The organism is Amycolatopsis thailandensis, from assembly GCF_002234405.1.
GTDB classification, from domain to species: Bacteria; Actinomycetota; Actinomycetes; order Mycobacteriales; family Pseudonocardiaceae; genus Amycolatopsis; species Amycolatopsis thailandensis.
The window spans coordinates 12,484-28,766 of sequence record NZ_NMQT01000021.1 but is presented as its reverse complement, the minus strand read 5'-3'; the positions used below and the strand labels follow the sequence as shown (position 1 = coordinate 28,766).

Sequence of the window (16,283 nt, the reverse complement as noted above, 5' to 3'; positions counted from 1 at the left end):
ACGTGTCCCGTGCCCGATCACGAGAGATCCGCCTTTGATCACGCGAGGCCCCGTCCGATCATGGCCGTCAGCGTGTCTCACCGGAATGACGTCCAGGAGGTGCTCCGGGGTCGCGTCGAGCGGCGGTTGCCAACAGAGATCGCGCGTGATCAGACGGACGACACGCGTGTCTGGACGGACGACACGTCGGCGGCCGTGGCCGTCAGGTCTGCTCGACCAGTTTCGCGCGCAGGCGCATGACGGCGCGGGTGTGCAGCTGGCTGACCCGGGACTCGGTGACGCCGAGGACCTTGCCGATCTCGGCGAGCGTCAGGCTCTCGAAGTAGTAGAGACCGACCACGATCCGGTCGCGTTCGGTGAGCTGGGCGATCGCCTGCGCCAGCTGGCGGCGGTTGTCCTGGTCGACCAGGACGGCCACCGGGTCGACGGCCCCGTCATCGGGCAGCGTGTCGACCAGCGAGCCACTGTCCTTGCCCGCGGCGACGAGGTCTTCCAGCGCGATGACGCTGGTGAGCTGGAGCTGGCCGTAGAACTCGCGCAGGTCGTCGACGCTGATTTCGAGCTCGGCCGCCAGCTCGGCGTCGGTCGGCGTGCGGTTCAGGCGGGCACCGAGGCGTTCCAGCGCGCGCTCGGCCTCGCGGGCCTTGCTGCGCACCGCCCTGGGCACCCAGTCCTGGGAACGGAGATCGTCCAGGATGGCGCCCCGGATGCGCTGCATGGCGTAGGTCTCGAACCGCAGGCCCCTGGCGGGTTCGAACTTCTCGATCGCGTCGACCAGGCCGAAGATCCCGGACTGGATCAGGTCGCCGACGTCGACGTGGGTCGGCAACCCGGTGCCGACCCGGCCGGCGACGTACTTGACGAGCGGGGCGTAGTGCAGGACGAGCCTGTCGCGCACGATCTGGTCCGGCGACTCGGTGAACTCCCGCCACAACGCCTGGATCCCGGCGTCCACCTCGTAGGCCGTCCGCGCTCCGGGCGCGACGGCAGGACCGCTCCCGCCGGGACGGTGCTTCCCGGCGGCTTCGGTGACATGTGGGTCGACGGTCATCGGACCGCCGTTCTCAGCATGCGACTCAGCGTGTTCTCCGTGCTCGTGCGGATGCGCGTGCGCCGCCGGTTCGGGCCGCCGGGTCACCTGCCGAGTTCTCCCCGGCATCATCGGGCCCGGGGGTGCGCGCGGTCGTGGATCGCCTTCAGCCGATCGACGGTCACATGAGTGTAGAGCTGCGTTGTGGCCAGCGTAGCGTGACCAAGCAGTTCCTGAACGCTTCGAAGATCGGCACCGCCTTCGAGCAGATGAGTGGCCGCCGAATGCCTCAGGCCGTGCGGCCCCATGTCGTTCGCGCCGGGAACCGAGCCGACGGCGTCGTGGACGACCCGGCGGGCCGCCCGCGGATCGAGCCTGCCCCCTCGCGCCCCCAGGAAGAGCGCGGCTTCGGCCGGCCCCTTCGTCTCGACGGCGAGCTTTCCTCTGCCCTCGTCGAGCCACACCCGCATGGCCGTTTCGGCGGGGACGCCGAACGGCACGACGCGTTCCTTACCGCCCTTGCCCAGCACAAGCACCACCCTGCGGGAGAAATCGACGTCGCCGACGTCCAGCCCGCACAGTTCCGAGACCCGCACACCGGTCGCGTAGAGCAGTTCCACGATGGCACTGTCCCTCAAGGCGACCGGGTCCCGCTGTTCGGCACCGGCGGCTGAGGAGCGCATGACCTCGTTCGCCTGTTCCGCGCGGAGGACCCCGGGCAGCTTGCGGTGCGCACGCGGCGCCACCAGCCGCCCGCCCGGGTCGGACGCGAGCGCCCCGCCCCGGTGGGCCCACGCGGTGAAAGTGCGGGCCGCGGCCGCGCGCCTGGCCAGGGTCGTCCGGCTGGCGCCGTCCTCGCGTTGCCGGGCAAGCCAGCCACGCAGTGTCCCGATGTCGAGATCCTCGAACCGGCCGCCGTTCCCGTCCACGAAACCCAGCAGCGAGACCACGTCGCCGAGATAGGCACGCACCGTATGCGCGGAAAGCCCGCGCTCCAGGGAAAGATGACGCTCGTAGTCGTCGATCAGCTTCCGGACGGGCTCCGGAAGCGCCGCACGGGCGGCGCGCAGATCGGGTCTGCGGGCGCGTTTTCCCGTGCCGTGGGGACCTTCGGTCGACGGCATGCCGATCACGCTGCGCGATGTACGGCGGATGGTCAAGTATCGCCGCACCCTGATGCGGTGTCCGTGGTCGGATCGTGCCGGGATGGCGTCTCGGGTGTAGGCCAGTCAGGTCTTGGTAGGCCGTCTTCGCCACCCTGTGTCACTTCTTTCCGCGAAGCCGTCGAATTCCAGTTCGGGGAGCAGCGCGCGGACACGCTCGATCGGAACGCCGGACTCGGCCGCGATCCGTTCCTCGGGTCTCGGCGACCGTTCGGACAGCGCGTCGTGCACGCGGAGTGCTTCCGGACCGAGCCGGTCGGTGCGGCGTCGCGGTTTCGCCGGATCCGCGCCCGGCTCACCCAGCCGCCCCGCGGTCTCCAGGATCTCGTCGACCGAGGTCACCAGCGTGGCCTCGCCTTCGCGGATCAGCGCGTGGCAGCCGGCCGACATCCCCGAGGACACCGGCCCTGGCATCGCCATCACGACCTTGCCCAGCGCCCTTGCCGTACCGGCGGTGTTCCGCGCGCCGCTGCGCCTGCCCGCCTCGACCACGACCGTCCCTTCCGTGAGCGCGGCGATGAGCCTGTTGCGGACGAGGAAGCGATGCCTCGCGGGCGAGGTGCCCGGCGGATACTCGCTCACCACCGCGCCGGTCTTCCCGATGGTGCGCAACAAGGTCGTGTGCTGCGCCGGGTACCCGGCGTCGATCCCGCAGCCGAGCAGGGCGACCGTCGTGCCGTCGGCGCTCAGCGCGCCCCGATGAGCCGCGCCGTCGATGCCGTACGCCGCTCCCGAGAACACCGGGATTCCCCGGCTCGCCAAGTGGTAACCCAGCTCGGCCGCGTTGTGCTCGCCGTATCCGGTCGCCGCACGGGCGCCGACGATCGCGATCGCCTGATCCACCGCCTCGTCGAGCCTGGCCGGACCTCGCACCCACAGTGCCAGTGGCGGCGCCACACCGGAGACGCCCCTGCCTTGGGCGACGGCCAGCGAAAGCAAGGGCCAAGCCGGCCATTCGCCGTCTTCGGGGATGACGAGCCTGGTCTCGGCGGCGGCAGCCCGCTCCAGATCGCGCTCGGCGTAGTCGTGCGCGCGCCGGGCGGCCGTCTCGTCACGCACCTTCGGCGGGCAATCCGCCCGCGACACTCGTTCCGCGGCGACGACCGGGCCGTGTTCGCCCACGAAACCGACCAAAGCGGGCGCCGGAGGCTCGGCCACGCGCAGGAGATACGACCGCGCGATCCGCTCGGCGTCGAGTTCACTCATCCGGATGACCTCTCTCGGAAGTTCAACGCGGCCGCGACCTCGTCCGCCTCCGGCTTGTCGGTGCCCCTCAGATCGGCGAGCGTCCAAGCGATGCGAAGGCAGCGGTCCGCGCCGCGCGCGGTGATCGCGCCCCGCTCCAGCGCACGGTCCAGCAACGCCGTGACCTGCGGCGGCAGCGCGAACTCGCGGCGCAGCACCGGGCCGGGCACCTCCGCGTTCGTCGGCCAGCCGTGCTCCGCCCAGCGTTTTCCGGCTCGCTCGCGCGCCTCCAGAACCCGTTCCCGGACGGCCGCCGACGCTTCGGGCGGCTCACTCAGATGCGCGCTGAGCGCTGAAAGCGGACGCAACCGGACCCGCAGATCCACCCGATCGAGTAACGGTCCGGACAGCCTCCCCAAGTACCGCCTCCGCGCGGACGCCGAGCAGACGCAATCGGCCTCCTTCGCCGGAGCGCAAGGACAAGGATTGGTCGCCAGCACCAGCTGGAACCGGGCCGGGTACCGCACGGCGCCCTTGATCCGCGCGATCCGTACTTCGCCCTCTTCCAGGACCGTGCGCAGCGACTCCAGCCGTTCCGGGCCGAATTCGCAGACCTCGTCGAGGAACAGGATGCCCCGGTGCGCCCGGCTGATGGCGCCGGGAACGGCGAGACCGCTGCCACCGCCGATCAGCGCGGGGACGCTGATCGAATGGTGCGGCGCGACGAACGGCGGCACGGTGATCAGCGGTTCGGACCGGGAAAGCGAACCGTCGATCGAGTGGACGGCGGTGACCTGCAACGACTCTTCGGCGGACAGTCGCGGTAGGAGACCGGGGAGGCGTTTCGCGAGCATCGTCTTGCCCACCCCGGGCGGACCGGTCATGAGCAGGTGATGCCCGCCCGCCGCGGCCACCTCCAGCGCCCACCGCGCTTCCGGCTGTCCCACGACATCGGCGAGGTCGGGCACCAGCGTCGGCTCTTGGAGGGTGAACGGCTCAGGCCGGACGAGCTCCCCTTCCCCCTTGAGCCAGCCCACGAAATCGCTCAGCCGGGCCACGCCGCCGATTTCCAGGCCGTCCACGAGGGCGGCCTCGAACAACGACTCGGCGGGCACGACCGCCCTCCGGTACCCGGCGTTGCGCGCCGCGAGCAATCCCGGCAGGACGCCGCGGACGGCCCGCACCCTGCCGTCGAGGGCGAGTTCGCCCAGCAGCACGGTGTGCAGCAGTTTCGTGGCCGGAACCGACCCCGTCGCGGCCATGACCGCCGCCGCGATGCCCAGGTCGTAGCCGGACCCCACCTTCGGCAGGTTGGCCGGGGACAGGCCGAGGATGACCCGCTCGTCCGGCCAGGTCTCGCCCGAGTTGCGGACGGCGGAGCGGACCCTGTCCTTGGCCTCTTTCAGCCCGATGTCGGGCAGCCCCACCATCGTCACCTTCGGCGCCCCGCCACCGATGTCGGCCTCGATCTCGATCATCCTGCCGTCGACGCCCAGCAACGCGACGGACCAGGCTTTCGCCAGCGCCATTCAGAACGCCGCCTTGATGTGCCGCACGTGCGGCCGGGCGTCCGGACGGGCGACGATCGCGATGATGTCGTAGCGGACCGGACACCAGCGGAGCATGAACGTGCGCTGCCATTGGTGCGCGAGACGGCGGATGCGGTCCGCCTTGGCCGGGGTCACCGCCTCGGCCGGCGCGCCGTAGCCCAGCCCCGACCTCGTCTTCACCTCGCAGAAGACGAGGCGTTTCCGGTCGGTCGCGACAAGATCCAATTCGCCGTCGCGGCAACGCCAATTGCGGCTCAGGACCACGTAACCCGTCTTCTCCAGATGCCGGACCGCGAGTTCTTCACCCCATCTGCCCAGCTCGATGTGCGAAGCGCCGGCGGACGGTTGTTCGGCCGTGCCCATCATCTCGATCCCCCCTCAGCGATCATCACGGTGCGTGTGCGATCAACGCTGCCAGGGTGACGGGCCGCCGGACAGGCCTGATTCGCCCGCCTGTGGATAACCGGGGTGTTGTGGACAACTCGGCCGCCGTGAGAGCTTCCGGGCCGGAAATCGTCGGAGCTTGTGCTAGGGCGCCCACAAGTACGTGAAGGCCCCCTTCACCGCGTCTGGCGCGGTGAAGGGGGCCTTCACGTACTTCCGAAAGATCAGCCTGAGAACGGACCGTCCTCAGGCAGGCGAAGATCGGGCTTGTCGAGTTCCTCGACGTTGACGTCCTTGAACGTGATGACCCGGACGTGCTTGACGAACCTGGCGGGCCGGTACATGTCCCAGACCCACGCGTCGGACATCCGGACCTCGAAGTACACCTCGCCGCCGCCGTCGCGCACCTGCACGTCGACGGCGTTGGCCAGATAGAACCGCCGCTCGGTCTCCACCACGTACGAGAACTGGCCGACTATGTCGCGATACTCGCGGTAAAGCGAGAGCTCCATCTCGGTCTCGTACTTCTCGAGATCCTCTGCGCTCATGAAATCCGCGCCCCTCCTCGCGATTCTGCTGCTACTCCAGCGGCGGAGCGTTCATTGTTACCCACGTACGGGCCGAGGGCACGTATCGGCACGCTCGGGTTTTCCAGCGCGGCGACGGTCAGCACGACCGGGTGAGGCGGTCGCACCCGGTGCGCGGCGGCCGCGGTGGCCACGTTGGCGTACGACCAGCGATGCACCGGACTCGGACCGTGAGTGTGCAGCGCCGCGCTGTGGTCGGTGGTGCTGTACCCCTTGTGCACGTCGAAACCGTAGTGCGGGTGGACGTCGTGCAGGTCGCCCATGATCCGGTCGCGTGTGACCTTGGCCAGCACGGACGCCGCCGCCACGCACGCGACGGCCTTGTCCCCCTTGATCACCGGGACGCTCGGGGCGGGCAGCCCGGACACGCGAAAGCCATCGGTCAGGACGTAGCCCGGCGTGTCCCGCAGCGCCGAAACGGCACGCCGCATGCCTTCGAGGTTCATGACGTGGATGCCGAACAGATCGACCTCGGCCGCCGGGATGACGATGACCGCGTAGTCGACGGCACGCTTCACGATCCGGTCGTAGACCCGGTCGCGGGCCTTGGCCGTGAGCACCTTCGAGTCGGTGAGCTCGGGCAGGCGGGCGGCGTCACCGGGGCGCAGGACACAGGCGGCCACGACGAGCGGGCCGGCGCAAGCACCGCGCCCTGCCTCGTCGACTCCGGCCACGGGGCCGAGGCCCCGCCGGTCCAGCGCACCCTGCAAACCCCAGAAGAGGTCGCCACGCACCACTGCCCGCGGCGGCCGAAGCGGATCGGCCGGTGTGAGCGGAACAGGAACTCTCAAGGCCTTACCGCCTCCGGTCGACCGCCTTGCGCACTCCGGACGACATCCGCCTGCCGAGGAACACCACGGGCCACGCCGCGGCGATGCCGACGCCCAGGGGAAGCCCCTGCTGCCAGGCCGGCGCTCCGAGCGCCAGCGGCTGCGCGTTCGCCTGCGGGTTGTGATCCGAAACGCCACCCCAGCGGCCGGGCGGGAGCACGATGACACGCGCCTTGCCGATGATGTTGTCGACCGGGACGGCGCCGTTCACGCCTCCGCCGCCCTGGAACCGGGAGTCGCTCGAGTTGTTGCGGTTGTCGCCCATGACCCAGACGTATCCGGCGGGCACCTTGACCGGGTCGAACGTCTTCTGGGTGGGCGGCAAGCCCTCTTCCCAGTGGATGTACGGCTCGTCTAGCGCCTTGCCGTCCACGACGACCCGGTTGTTGTCGCAGCACTGCACCGTCTGACCGCCGACCGCGATGATCCGCTTGACGAAGTCGCGCTCGTCCGGCGGCGCGAACCCGATCAGCGAACCGAGCGCGCGGAAGCCGGTGACGAAGATGTTGCTGGACTCCGGCGTCTCGATCTCGCCTGCCCAGGCGGGCGGTCCCTTGAAGACCACCACGTCACCCGGGCCGGGATCGGTGAAGTCGTACGTGATCCGGTCGACCAGGATCCGGTCGCCCGTGCACCCGGCGCAGCCGTGCAGGGTGGTCTCCATGGATCCCGAGGGGATCATGTAGACCTTGGCGAGGAACTGCTGGATCAGGATCGTCAGCACGAGCGCGACGACGATCAGGATCGGCAGTTCCTTCCAGAACGACCGCTTCTTGTTGACCTTGCCGAATTTCTTGGAACCGGATCGGCCCCGTCGGGAGGCCCGGGTGGGGCGCTCCTCGTCGGGGCGATCGGGTTCGTCTTCGGAGGTGTTCTGGGACACGGGTTCGACCACGACGCCAGGTTACCTGTAACCGAGTGGCTACCTACTTGGCGGAGGTCGTCTCGCGGTTTTCGCGGCGTTCCTTGATCTTGGCGGCCTTGCCGCGAAGCTCACGGAGGTAGTACAGCTTCGCGCGGCGGACGTCGCCGCGCTTGAAGACCTCGACCTCGGCGATGTTCGGCGAGTGCACCGGGAAGGTGCGCTCCACGCCGATGCCGAACGACACCTTGCGGACCGTGAAGGTCTCGCGGATGCCGCCGCCCTGGCGACGCAGCACGACGCCCTGGAAGATCTGGTTACGCTCGCGGTTGCCCTCGATGACGCGGACGTGAACCTTGAGCGTGTCGCCCGGTCGGAAGTCCGGGATGTCGGAACGCAGTGACTGCGCGTCCAGCGCGTCCAGGGTGTTCATCGGTGGTCCGTCCTCGTCTTCGTATGGCTTACGTACAGCTTGGGCGCGCAGTGTCGGGCACTGCGACCTACCCGGGGGCTATGGCGTTCCGGCCGACCTCGCGGTTTTACGACGGACAGTGTCCGAAGTACAAATTCGCGCGTCTGCTCACGCCAACCTGTCAAGTATTGCAGACCGGCACTCAGGTGGTTGACCCGGCCTGGCCGGTGTCCTCGCCCAACCGGTCGAGGACCTTGAGATCGTGCTTGTCGAGACTACCTTCCGGCAGGAGCCCGATCAGTTCGGGCCTGCGCCGCACGGTGCGTTCCAGCGCCTGGTCGCGGCGCCAGCGGTCGATCAGCGCGTGGTTCCCGGAGCGCAGGACGTCCGGTACGGCCAGGTCGCGCCAGACCTCGGGCCGGGTGTAGCTGGGGCCTTCGAGCAGGCCGTCTGAGAACGAGTCCTCTTCGGCGGAGCGGGCGTTGCCGAGCACACCGGGCAGCAGCCGGACGACGGCCTCGACCATCACCAGGACCGCGGCCTCGCCGCCGACGAGCACGTAGTCGCCGATGGAGACCTCGTCGACGGGCATCCGCTTCGCGGCGTCGTCGATCACCCGCTGGTCGATGCCTTCGTAGCGGCCGCACGCGAACACCAGGTGTTCCTCGGCGGCGTACTGGTGGGCCATGGCCTGCGTGAACGGACGGCCGGCGGGGGTGGGGACCACGAGACGGGTGTTCTCGCCGCAGACGTCGTCCAGGGCGGGGCCCCAGATCTGCGGTTTCATCACCATGCCGGGTCCGCCGCCGTACGGCGCGTCGTCGACCGCGCGGTGGACGTCGTGCGTCCAGTTCCGCAGGTCGTGCACGCCGACCTCGATGAGGCCGCGGTCGATCGCGCGGCCGAGCAGCGCGGCGCGGAGCGGGTCGAGGTATTCGGGGAAGATCGTGACGACGTCGAGGCGCATCAGGCGTCCAGCAGGCCTTCCGGCGGGTCGAGGACCACGCGGCCGCCCGCGACGTCGACGGCCGGGACGATCGCCTTCACGAACGGCACCAGCACCTCGCGTCCGTCGTGCTCGATCGACAGCAGTTCCCCGGCGGGTGAGTGCACGATTTCGAGCACCTTGCCGACGACCGTGCCGTCGGTGAGTTCGGCCCGCAGGCCTTCGAGTTCGTGGTCGTAGAACTCGTCGGGGTCTTCGGTCGGCGGCAGCGTCGAGGTGTCGGCGATCAGCAGCGCGCCGCGGAGGGTTTCCGCGACGTCCCTGGTCAGCACCTCTTCGAAACGCACCAGCAGCCGCCCGCTGTGTTCGCGGGCGGCTGCGATGGTGAGGTTCCTGCTGCTGCCGTCACGCAGCTTCGTCGTGACGGCCGAACCGACCGCGAACCGCTGTTCCGGCGAGTCCGTGCGCACGTCCACCGCGAGTTCCCCGCGGATTCCGTGCGCCTTGGCGATCCGGCCGACTACGACGTCCATCCCGTTGGTCCTTGGTCAGCGATCGGTGTCGACGACGTCCACACGGACGCCGCGGCCACCGATGCCGCCCATGACGGTGCGCAGGGCGGTCGCGGTACGACCGCCCCGGCCGATCACCTTGCCGAGATCGTCGGGGTGCACGTGCACCTCGAGCGTGCGGCCACGACGCGTGGTCAGCAGCTCGACCCGGACCTCGTCCGGGTTGTCGACGATCCCGCGCACCAGGTGCTCGAGGGAGTCAGCGAGGAAGCTCACGCCTCGGCCTTGTCACCCTCGGCGGCTTCGGCCTTGTCGGCTTCGGCCTTCTTCGGGGCGGACTTCTTCTTCGGCGTGGTGGCCTCGGCGGAGGCCGAGTCACCGGCGGCGGCGAGCGCGGCGTTGAACAGGTCCTGCTTCGACGGCTTCGGCTCGGCGACCTTCAGGGTGCCCTCGGCGCCCGGCAGGCCCTTGAACTTCTGCCAGTCACCGGTGATCTCGAGGATGCGCTGGACCGGCTCGGTCGGCTGGGCGCCGACGGACAGCCAGTGCTGGGCCCGCTCGGTGTCGACCTCGATGAAGCTCGGCTCTTCCTTGGGGTGGTACTTGCCGATCGTCTCGATGGCCTTGCCATCACGGCGGGTGCGCGCGTCGGCGACGATGATGCGGTAGTACGGCGCACGGATCTTGCCGAGACGCTGCAGCTTGATCTTGACGGCCACGGGTGTGGGTACTCCTCAGTTCTCTCTGATGCATGTGGAAGGCGCACGCCTGCCGCGTGGGGACACGGCTGCGCACACCCGAAGGGTGAGCTCGGGCGCGGTGAGAGGGTCCGGCCAAAGCAGGCAAGCGAACATTCTGCCAGACGCCAACTGACTGTCAGAACGCGGCTATCCCGAGCGAGGCGAGCAGGATCGTCACGGCCGGGAGGAAGTTGTTCACCTGATGGGCGACCACGCTGCCGAGCAGCCGTCCGGTGAACACCCTGGCCAGTCCGATCGGGATCGCGATCACCAGCAGCAACGTGGTGCGCAGCGGTTCGAGGTGGCTCGCCGCGAAAACGGCCGTGGAGACCAGGAACGCCGCGATCCTCCCCCAGCGTTCGGTGCGCCAGGTCAGCCGTTCGACCGCTCCCCACAGCAGGCCGCGGTAGATGATCTCCTCGCAGATCGGCCCGACCAGCCACAGGTAGATGAACATCACGACGGCCGCCGAGACCGACATCCGCCGGTCTTCCACGAGCGCGCTGATCGCCGAGGTCGCGTTCTCGTTGCCCACGATCTGCGTCCAGGCCCAGGCGGCGAGCGAGGTGAACCCGAGCCCCAGCACCCCGAGTTTGAGGCCGACCTTGACGTCGGCCCAGCTCCAGCCGATCCGCAGGTCGACGAGCGGGCCGTTGCCCCGCAGCCGGGTGATCAGCAGCGCGACACCGGCCGCGATCATCGTCGGCACCATCGTGCCCAGCAGCACCATGCGCATCGGCAGGGGCTGGCCGGGCTGGACGTCACCGAGCAGGACACTGATGAACGCCGCCGACGCCAGCAGGACGGCCTCCACCAGCAGGAAGGCCCCGAATCCCCAGCGATGCGGCGGTGGTGTGCCGGGCGCGGCCACCTCACCTCCGGCGATGACTTCGTCCGGCGGCGCGGCCTCGGGGATCGGCTCCCTGGGCTGAGATACGGTCACGCCGATCCTCCGGTGATCGTTCGGTTACTCACAGACTCTAACCGCCTCCGGCGGCGGTCACCTCGCCGCGAAGAGCAATACAGCCGGAGGGAGGTTGTTGGCGGCGTGCGCGATGACGGCCGCGCTCACCCGGCCGGAAAGATAGCGGGCGAGGCCGATGGCGATGCCCTGGCCGAACAGCGCGATCGTGCGCGCGGCTTCCCCGTGCAGCTGGGCGAACACCAGCGCGGTGACCAGCAGGATCACCCACGATGGCAGGCGGTGGAAGCCCATCGCGTTCCAGAGCGTGCCGCGGAAGAGCAGTTCTTCGGTGACCGGAGCGGCGAGGACGACGATGACCGCGGCCAGTACCAGCCAGATCGTATCCCCATCGGCGGTACCCGACAGTTCCGTGATCGGGCTCGGCGAGACGTCGGAGAAGGTCCTGTCGTCGCCGTCGGTCCCGTAGACGGCCAGCAGGAGCAGGTTGAGGAGGTAGCCGGCGGCGAGCGCGGCCGCCCCGCAGGCGAGCCCGATCCGGACGTCGCGCCAGGTGGGTCTGAGCCCGAAGTCCGTGCGGAGCCCTTGCCCCCAGACGCGAGAGCCGATGGCGGGGCCGAGGCCGAGCACGAGGGTCGGCAGGAACGCGAGGATCAGCAGCGGGCCGACGTCACGGAGTTCGAGCGGGTCGTAACCGCCGAAGCGGCCTGACAGCAAGAAGCTCATGACGAGCGTGACGAGGTGGTATCCGGCGATGCCCGCGAAGAACGCTACGAACCCCCAATGCGCTCCGAGCACCAAGCGCTCGCGAGCTTGTCCGTCGTCCACCACGCCTCCACGCTAGGTACCGCTCCGGTCACGGATGGAGGCGGGTCAGGCGTAGATCTTGCCACGCAGCACGATGTGACTCGGATGCCGCAGCACCGCGAGATCCTCACGCGGATCGGACGGGTAGACGAGCAGGTCGGCCGAAGCGCCGTCGACGATCCCCGGCACGCCGAGCCATTCGCGCGCGGCCCACGACGCCGACGCCAGCGCCTGTTCGGCGGACATGCCTGCCTTGTGCAGCGCCTCGATCTCGTCGACGAGCCTGCCGTGCTCGACCATTCCACCCGCGTCGCTTCCGGCGTACACCCGGACGCCCGCCTCGATCGCCGTCGAGACCATTTCGCCGACGCCCGCGTGCAGCGCGCGCATGTGGTCGGCGTAGACCGGGTACTTGCCCGCCTTGTCGGCGATGCCGGGGAAGTTCTCGATGTTGATCAGGGTCGGCACGAGCGCGACCCCGCGTTCGGCGAGGACGCCCAGCTGGTCCGGAGAGAGTTCCGTGCCGTGTTCGAGGCAGTCGATCCCCGCGCCGATCAGGCCCGGCAAGGCGGCTTGGCCGAACACGTGCGCCGTCACCTTGGCGCCCTCGGCGTGCGCGACGGCGATGGCCTCGGCGAGGACGTCGTCGGGCCACAGCGGCGCCAGGTCGCCGACGCCGCGGTCGATCCAGTCGCCGACGAGCTTGACCCAGCCGTCGCCGTCACGGGCCTGTTTGGCGACCGCCTTCGGCAGCTCGGAAGGGTCTTCGAGTTCGATGCCCAGACCGGGGATGTAGCGCTTGCGCAGGGCGAGATGCCGTCCGGCGCGGATGATCCGCGGCAGGTCTGCGCGCTCCTGCAACGGCCGGACGTCGATCGGCAGCCCGCAGTCGCGGATCAGCAGCGTCCCGGCGTCGCGATCGGTGATCGCCTGCGCGGCGGCCTCTTCGAGCGTGGTCGGACCGCCGACGCCGATCCCGGGATGGCAATGCGCGTCGACCAGTCCGGGTACGAGAAAGCCTTCACGGACGACGGTTTCCGCTCCAGCGACCGGTTCGGTGGTGATCCGGCCGCCGGTGACCCACAGCTCACGGTGCTCGCCGTCCGGCAGGACGACCCCCGCCAGGTGCAGCGCCTCCACGGGCTACTTGTCCTTCGGCAGCTTGAACTTCTTCGGGTCGAACCCGGGGACGTCGTTCATGCCGCCGAGCTGGGAGAGGTCGGGCATCCCGCCGGGGCCGCCGGGCATCCCGCCCGGGGGCAGCATCGGCATGCCGCCGGGGAAGCCACCGCGGACCTTGGGCTGCGTCGGGCCGCGCCCCTTGCCCTTCTTCCCCTTCTTGCCTTTGCGGTTCTTGCTGCCGCCGCCTCCGCCGCCGAAGCCGAAGCGGCCCGCCATCTGCGCCATCATCTTGCGCGCCTCGAAGAACCGGTTGACCAAGTCGTTGACCTCGCGGATGGAGACGCCCGAGCCCTTCGAGATCCGGATCCGGCGGGAGGCGTTGATGATCTTCGGATCATCGCGCTCGGCGGGGGTCATGCCGCGGATGATCGCCTGCAGCTTGTCGAGCTGCTTGTCGTCGACCTGCGCGAGCTGGTCCTTCATCTGCCCGGCGCCGGGCAGCATGCCGAGCAGGTTGCCGATCGGGCCCATCTTGCGGACCGCGAGCATCTGCTCGAGGAAGTCTTCGAGGGTGAGCTGGCCGCTGCCGAGCTTGGCCGCGGTCTGCTCGGCCTTCTCCTGGTCGAAGTGCTGCTCGGCCTGCTCGATGAGGCTGAGCACGTCACCCATGCCGAGGATTCGGCTGGCCATCCGGTCCGGGTGGAAGAGGTCGAAGTCCTCGAGCTTCTCGCCGTTCGACGCGAACAGGATCGGCTGGCCGGTGACCTGGCGGACCGAAAGCGCGGCACCACCGCGGGCGTCACCGTCGAGCTTGGTGAGCACGACGCCGGTGAAGCCGACACCGTCGCGGAACGCTTCGGCCGTGGTGACCGCGTCCTGACCGATCATCGCGTCGACGACGAACAGCGTCTCGTCGGGCGAAACGGCGTCGCGGATGTCCGCGGCCTGCTTCATCAGCTCTTCGTCGACACCGAGACGACCGGCGGTGTCGACCAGGACGATGTCGTGCTGGGCGCGCTTCGCCTCGTCGATGGCACGGCGGGCGACGTCGACCGGGTCGCCGACACCGTTTCCGGGCTCGGGCGCGAAGACCGCGACCCCGGCCCGCTCACCGACGACCTGGAGCTGCGTGACCGCGTTGGGGCGCTGGAGGTCACAGGCGACCAGCATCGGCGCGTGGCCCTGCTTCTTCAGCCACATCGCGAGCTTGCCGGCGAGTGTCGTCTTACCGGCACCCTGGAGACCCGCGAGCATGATGACCGTCGGCGGGTTCTTCGCGAACGTGAGCCGCCTGGTCTCGCCGCCGAGGATGGTGACGAGTTCCTCGTTGACGATCTTGATGACCTGCTGCGCCGGGTTCAGCGCGCCGTGCACCTCGGCGCCCTTGGCGCGTTCCTTGATGCGGGCGATGAAGTCCTTGACCACGGAGAGCGCGACATCCGCCTCGAGCAGCGCGATACGGATCTCGCGCGCGGTGGCGTCGATGTCGGCGTCGGAGAGCCTGCCCTTGCGAGACAGGGTCTGCAGGGCGGACGTGAGCCGATCGGAGAGGGTGTCGAACACGGGTGTGCACGCTCCAGCTGGGTCGTTGTGGCTCGCCGGTACGAACCGGCGGCTTCCCAGGGTAGTCGGTGTCCGAGGTCAGCGTTTGACGCGGTTGCGGACGGCCAGCAGCGTCAGGCCGAGCAGCAGCGGCCCCAGAACGCGCATGACCAGCCGCATCACCTCGCCGAACGGCGTCAGATCCTTCGGCAGGGACGTCAGTTTCGTTTCCAGCGAAACGGTGCTCTGGGCGACGTAGATCAAGGTGTCGCCGAAGACGGGCGTGGTCTTGAAGCCGCCCAGCCACATGCTCACGCTTACGACCGCTATGAGGACGGCGAGAGTCGCGAGGGCTCTTAGCGCGCGAAGGCCGTAGCCGGAGACCAGCCAGTAGAGGTGGAGGATGACGCGCTCGGACCATGGGGTCGCGGGGCTGTGGCGGCGCATCTCCATCTCGCCGTAGTAGAAGTCGGCGGCTCCGGGTTCGTTCTTGCTGTCTTCCTGCGCCTTGCGGAGCTGGCGGTAGAGGTCGGCGATGCGGCGGGGGCCGACCGGCGCGTTCCGGTCGCTCCGCCAGGCGAGTTCCTCGGCGAGGGCCTGGCGATTGCGGTACGAGCCGAACGTGCAGGTGCCCTCCAAGCGCAGCTTGTCGAGGTGATGCGCGCCCGCGAAATGACACTCCGACAGGGAGATGTCGGTCAGCATGAGGTCCGCAACGTCGGTTTCCCGCAGGGAGAGCAGAGTTGCAGCGGTGTCCGCGACGATCGTCGAAGGCTTCCGCAGGATCACCTGGTCGAACTTGACTTCCGCGCGCGAAAGCCTAAGCGATACCCCTTCCTCGAATACCGCTCGCGTGCAGTCGACCTCTAGCGCATCGCCCTCCAACACCTCACTTTCGATGCGAATATTTCTCCGAAAGACAGCGGATTTCAAGGTCAACTTCTCGACTAACATTGGCCCCATCAGGTCGGCCTTTTCAAATTCAACACCGCGGAAAATAGCTTCTTGAGCCACCACGACTTCGGCAAAATCGAAACGACCTCCAAAATAAACATTCTGAAATTGAGCAGATTCTTCGAAGACTGCGCCCCGAAACGAAACAGAACTGGAAAACCTTGCTCCACCGAACTGGGCGAAACCGTTGAAGCCAACCCCCCCAAAGTACGAGTGGTCGAGAAATATTGCACTCTCAAACCAAGCACTATCCAGGAAAACCGTGTCCTCATCAAGGATAGCGCCACCCTTGAAGCATGTCTCATGAAAGTTGGCCATGCCACCGAATTTCACGGTCGCAAATATGCCTTCCAGAGCGAAAGTCGCCTGCCTGAAATCTACCCTGTCGGCGAAATGTGCACCGATGAAGTAGACCTCACCAATGCTTGCCGAATCAAAATCGACACGACCACTGAAATCGACGTGGTAAAACCTGCCTGCCGGCAAGGTCACTTCAGCGAAGTCCACTTCGCCTAACACTGAGCGTCCACCATCGATTCGTGTGACGTATAGAAGGCGGTCGATCAGCAAAGCGGAAAGTTCCGTCCCGCGGAGATCCACGTTCGAACCCGGCGCGATTCCGGCGAAGTACTCGTCTTGGACCGCGGATTCGCTGTGCGCCAGGCAGCGGTCGTGCGCGCCGATCCGGATGCCGATGCACTGCTCCACGATGCAAGTTGGCCACGGCTTTTCCAT

General features: G+C 68.5%; 18 protein-coding genes. All 18 read right to left on the bottom strand.

Features of this window, described 5'->3' with window-relative positions; all coding sequences use genetic code 11:
* Nucleotides 1-202: 202 nt before the first annotated feature.
* The 18 genes from CFP71_RS06705 to CFP71_RS06620 all read right to left on the bottom strand — a co-directional run bounded on the left by CFP71_RS06705 (nt 203) and on the right by CFP71_RS06620 (nt 16,283).
* Nucleotides 203-1,138: a FliA/WhiG family RNA polymerase sigma factor gene (locus CFP71_RS06705; protein WP_167406021.1), complete on the bottom strand. Its 936-nt coding sequence runs from the start codon at nt 1,136-1,138 to the stop codon at nt 203-205.
* Nucleotides 1,139-1,158: 20 nt separating this feature from the next.
* Nucleotides 1,159-2,154, bottom strand: coding sequence for a tyrosine recombinase XerC (locus CFP71_RS06700; protein WP_093932992.1), 996 nt, complete (start codon nt 2,152-2,154; stop codon nt 1,159-1,161).
* A 105-nt stretch (nt 2,155-2,259) separates the two neighbouring features.
* Complete coding sequence (gene dprA / locus CFP71_RS06695) at nt 2,260-3,399, bottom strand: DNA-processing protein DprA (RefSeq protein WP_093932953.1); 1,140 nt, start codon at nt 3,397-3,399, stop codon at nt 2,260-2,262.
* Nucleotides 3,396-4,907, bottom strand: a complete 1,512-nt coding sequence (locus tag CFP71_RS06690; protein WP_093932952.1) for a YifB family Mg chelatase-like AAA ATPase — start codon at nt 4,905-4,907, stop codon at nt 3,396-3,398. The genes dprA and CFP71_RS06690 overlap by 4 nt, the downstream gene beginning before the upstream one ends.
* Nucleotides 4,908-5,294: a YraN family protein gene (locus tag CFP71_RS06685; protein ID WP_093932951.1), complete on the bottom strand. Its 387-nt coding sequence runs from the start codon at nt 5,292-5,294 to the stop codon at nt 4,908-4,910.
* A 242-nt stretch (nt 5,295-5,536) separates the two neighbouring features.
* Complete coding sequence (locus CFP71_RS06680; RefSeq protein WP_003096226.1) at nt 5,537-5,860, bottom strand: DUF2469 domain-containing protein; 324 nt, start codon at nt 5,858-5,860, stop codon at nt 5,537-5,539.
* Nucleotides 5,857-6,636, bottom strand: a complete 780-nt coding sequence (locus CFP71_RS06675; RefSeq protein WP_093932950.1) for a ribonuclease HII — start codon at nt 6,634-6,636, stop codon at nt 5,857-5,859. The genes CFP71_RS06680 and CFP71_RS06675 overlap by 4 nt, the downstream gene beginning before the upstream one ends.
* 58 nt (nt 6,637-6,694) lie before the next feature.
* Nucleotides 6,695-7,624, bottom strand: coding sequence for a signal peptidase I (gene lepB / locus CFP71_RS06670; protein ID WP_093932949.1), 930 nt, complete (start codon nt 7,622-7,624; stop codon nt 6,695-6,697).
* Between the two features lie 31 nt (nt 7,625-7,655).
* Nucleotides 7,656-8,024, bottom strand: a complete 369-nt coding sequence (rplS, locus tag CFP71_RS06665; protein ID WP_005154717.1) for a 50S ribosomal protein L19 — start codon at nt 8,022-8,024, stop codon at nt 7,656-7,658.
* Between the two features lie 181 nt (nt 8,025-8,205).
* On the bottom strand, nt 8,206-8,970 hold the full coding sequence (trmD, locus tag CFP71_RS06660; protein ID WP_093932948.1) for a tRNA (guanosine(37)-N1)-methyltransferase TrmD: 765 nt from the start codon (nt 8,968-8,970) through the stop codon (nt 8,206-8,208).
* Nucleotides 8,970-9,482 (bottom strand): ribosome maturation factor RimM, encoded by a 513-nt coding sequence (gene rimM / locus CFP71_RS06655; RefSeq protein WP_093932947.1) that lies wholly within the window; start codon nt 9,480-9,482, stop codon nt 8,970-8,972. Before rimM ends, trmD begins: the two co-directional genes overlap by 1 nt.
* Nucleotides 9,483-9,497: 15 nt before the next feature.
* Nucleotides 9,498-9,737: an RNA-binding protein gene (locus tag CFP71_RS06650; RefSeq protein ID WP_003103110.1), complete on the bottom strand. Its 240-nt coding sequence runs from the start codon at nt 9,735-9,737 to the stop codon at nt 9,498-9,500.
* Complete coding sequence (gene rpsP, locus CFP71_RS06645) at nt 9,734-10,180, bottom strand: 30S ribosomal protein S16 (protein WP_005154724.1); 447 nt, start codon at nt 10,178-10,180, stop codon at nt 9,734-9,736. Before rpsP ends, CFP71_RS06650 begins: the two co-directional genes overlap by 4 nt.
* Before the next feature lie 157 nt (nt 10,181-10,337).
* Nucleotides 10,338-11,144, bottom strand: coding sequence for a CPBP family intramembrane glutamic endopeptidase (locus CFP71_RS06640; RefSeq protein WP_093932946.1), 807 nt, complete (start codon nt 11,142-11,144; stop codon nt 10,338-10,340).
* A gap of 57 nt (nt 11,145-11,201) precedes the next feature.
* Nucleotides 11,202-11,951 carry a CPBP family intramembrane glutamic endopeptidase gene (locus CFP71_RS06635; RefSeq protein WP_093932945.1) on the bottom strand — a complete coding sequence of 250 codons (750 nt, stop codon included), beginning with the start codon at nt 11,949-11,951 and terminating at the stop codon, nt 11,202-11,204.
* Between the two features lie 45 nt (nt 11,952-11,996).
* On the bottom strand, nt 11,997-13,070 hold the full coding sequence (locus CFP71_RS06630; RefSeq protein ID WP_093932944.1) for an amidohydrolase family protein: 1,074 nt from the start codon (nt 13,068-13,070) through the stop codon (nt 11,997-11,999).
* A gap of 3 nt (nt 13,071-13,073) precedes the next feature.
* Complete coding sequence (ffh, locus tag CFP71_RS06625) at nt 13,074-14,615, bottom strand: signal recognition particle protein (RefSeq protein ID WP_093932943.1); 1,542 nt, start codon at nt 14,613-14,615, stop codon at nt 13,074-13,076.
* 78 nt (nt 14,616-14,693) lie between these two features.
* Entirely contained in the window at nt 14,694-16,283 is a 1,590-nt protein-coding gene (locus tag CFP71_RS06620) for a pentapeptide repeat-containing protein (protein ID WP_167406020.1), read from the bottom strand.

Bases quoted from the DNA above. Each gene is read 5' to 3' on its own strand.
- CFP71_RS06680 (WP_003096226.1), bottom strand. From the start codon at position 5,860: ATGAGCGCAGAGGATCTCGAGAAGTACGAGACCGAGATGGAGCTCTCG.
- trmD (WP_093932948.1), bottom strand. From the start codon at position 8,970: ATGCGCCTCGACGTCGTCACGATCTTCCCCGAATACCTCGACCCGCTC.
- CFP71_RS06690 (WP_093932952.1), bottom strand. From the start codon at position 4,907: ATGGCGCTGGCGAAAGCCTGGTCCGTCGCGTTGCTGGGCGTCGACGGC.
- CFP71_RS06620 (WP_167406020.1), bottom strand. From the start codon at position 16,283: ATGGAAAAGCCGTGGCCAACTTGCATCGTGGAGCAGTGCATCGGCATC.
- rplS (WP_005154717.1), bottom strand. From the start codon at position 8,024: ATGAACACCCTGGACGCGCTGGACGCGCAGTCACTGCGTTCCGACATC.
- CFP71_RS06685 (WP_093932951.1), bottom strand. From the start codon at position 5,294: ATGATGGGCACGGCCGAACAACCGTCCGCCGGCGCTTCGCACATCGAG.
- rimM (WP_093932947.1), bottom strand. From the start codon at position 9,482: ATGGACGTCGTAGTCGGCCGGATCGCCAAGGCGCACGGAATCCGCGGG.
- dprA (WP_093932953.1), bottom strand. From the start codon at position 3,399: ATGAGTGAACTCGACGCCGAGCGGATCGCGCGGTCGTATCTCCTGCGC.
- CFP71_RS06700 (WP_093932992.1), bottom strand. From the start codon at position 2,154: ATGCCGTCGACCGAAGGTCCCCACGGCACGGGAAAACGCGCCCGCAGA.